General features: G+C 65.1%; 4 protein-coding genes. 2 read left to right on the top strand and 2 right to left on the bottom strand.

What is annotated here, in order from left to right; translation table 11 throughout:
• Window positions 1-276, top strand: a 276-nt coding sequence (locus tag CK944_RS23870) for a hypothetical protein (RefSeq protein WP_205049143.1), incomplete at its 5' end; no start/stop codon positions are given.
• Complete coding sequence (locus CK944_RS24265; protein WP_256388186.1) at window positions 251-382, top strand: hypothetical protein; 132 nt, start codon at window positions 251-253, stop codon at window positions 380-382. The genes CK944_RS23870 and CK944_RS24265, both read left to right, overlap by 26 nt.
• 5 nt (window positions 383-387) lie before the next feature.
• Here CK944_RS24265 and CK944_RS22185 read toward each other — a convergent pair whose 3' ends face one another.
• Window positions 388-777, bottom strand: a complete 390-nt coding sequence (locus tag CK944_RS22185) for a type II toxin-antitoxin system VapC family toxin (protein ID WP_103175189.1) — start codon at window positions 775-777, stop codon at window positions 388-390.
• Window positions 764-1,039 carry an AbrB/MazE/SpoVT family DNA-binding domain-containing protein gene (locus CK944_RS22180; RefSeq protein ID WP_103175188.1) on the bottom strand — a complete coding sequence of 92 codons (276 nt, stop codon included), beginning with the start codon at window positions 1,037-1,039 and terminating at the stop codon, window positions 764-766. Before CK944_RS22180 ends, CK944_RS22185 begins: the two co-directional genes overlap by 14 nt.
• Between the last annotated feature and the right edge of the window lie 160 nt (window positions 1,040-1,199).

Here is a 1,199-nt window from a genome sequence, read left to right as displayed (position 1 = left end):
CCGCCCGGAGCCGTGGATGGGACCGGCCGCAAGGATCGAGCCGATTGTCGATCTTGTTCCTGCCGTCAGCGAGGCAAGGAGGGGAGCATCCTGATATTCGCAACCTACCTGCGCCTGCATGTCGGGGTTTGTGCCGCGGCGAGCACGGTGGTTTGCGCGGTGGCGGCAGCGCTCATCAGCCCGCAGGCGCGTCATGACCGGCGTCTGCGGGAGATGCGCAAGGCCTTTTATCGCAACATGCCGCGCTGCCATGCGCCTGGCCCGCTGGCTTTATGACCGGATCAAGGCGCAATACGAGCACCTCCCCTCGGACGAGACCGTCGACCACGTCATTGCCGCCAACGGCTACACCTTCACGGCCGAAGGCCGGCGGTTCGGCTGATCCTCTCATGCCTCCTGCACGAGGTCGATGGCGACCGCTTTCGCCGCCTTCACGAACCGGCGGTCAAAGGTCAGAAACGCGTCCCTGTCCGTCGAGCGGCGAAGATGCAGCGCATCGGCAAAATCCATGCCCCGCTCGACCAAGTCAATCGCGGCCGCCACGATGGACGCGTCTTCAACGGTGACATGAGGAAGGCCGCCAAAGGCGCGCAAGGCGCGCGCCACATCCGCGGGGCCGTGGCCATAAGCGCTGCGCAACACCCATTCTGTTTCCAGCACCACGGTGACCGGCACGAACACGGGCTGCCCGTCCACGATCTCGCGCGCGCGCCTCGATTGTTCAGGATGATCGCCGGTCAGGTAGCGGACGACAATGTTGGTATCAATCGCGATCATGGTGCCTGCGGGCCTCGGCCAGCACCCCGGCCTCCATCTCTTCGAGCGAGACAGGCGCGCCCGTATGCGGCAACATCCCGAACACGGCGTCAGACCGGCTGGGCGCAAAGGCGGGCGCCGCCTTCAGCAACACGCCTTCGGGGGTGTCCTCGACGATGAGCCGGGTTCCTGCATCCCAGTCCCGGCGCCTGCGGATCGCTTTGGGCAGGATGACCTGTCCCTTGGTCGAGACGGTGGTGATTGGGGGATCGGCCTGTGCCATGTCGGGATCCTGTGTAAGACAAGGGTAAGATACGCGTCGCGGCACCGCGCATCAAGAGACAGAGGGTCGCCGGGAAAAGGCTGCGCCTGCCGGAGCTAGAGAGCGACATGGCGGGCGCATCCCTGTTTCTCATAACCGGAGATCTCCGCCATGACCCTCA

Source organism: Paracoccus sp. SY (assembly GCF_002901215.1).
Taxonomy (GTDB): domain Bacteria; phylum Pseudomonadota; class Alphaproteobacteria; order Rhodobacterales; family Rhodobacteraceae; genus Paracoccus; species Paracoccus acridae.
The sequence above is the reverse complement of the archived record's forward strand: the minus strand, read 5'-3'. Positions and strand labels throughout refer to the sequence as shown.

Excerpts from the sequence above, each read along its gene's own strand:
- CK944_RS24265 (WP_256388186.1), top strand. The coding sequence starts at position 251 with ATGCGCCTGGCCCGCTGGCTTTATGACCGGATCAAGGCGCAATACGAG.
- CK944_RS22185 (WP_103175189.1), bottom strand. The coding sequence starts at position 777 with ATGATCGCGATTGATACCAACATTGTCGTCCGCTACCTGACCGGCGAT.
- CK944_RS22180 (WP_103175188.1), bottom strand. The coding sequence starts at position 1,039 with ATGGCACAGGCCGATCCCCCAATCACCACCGTCTCGACCAAGGGACAG.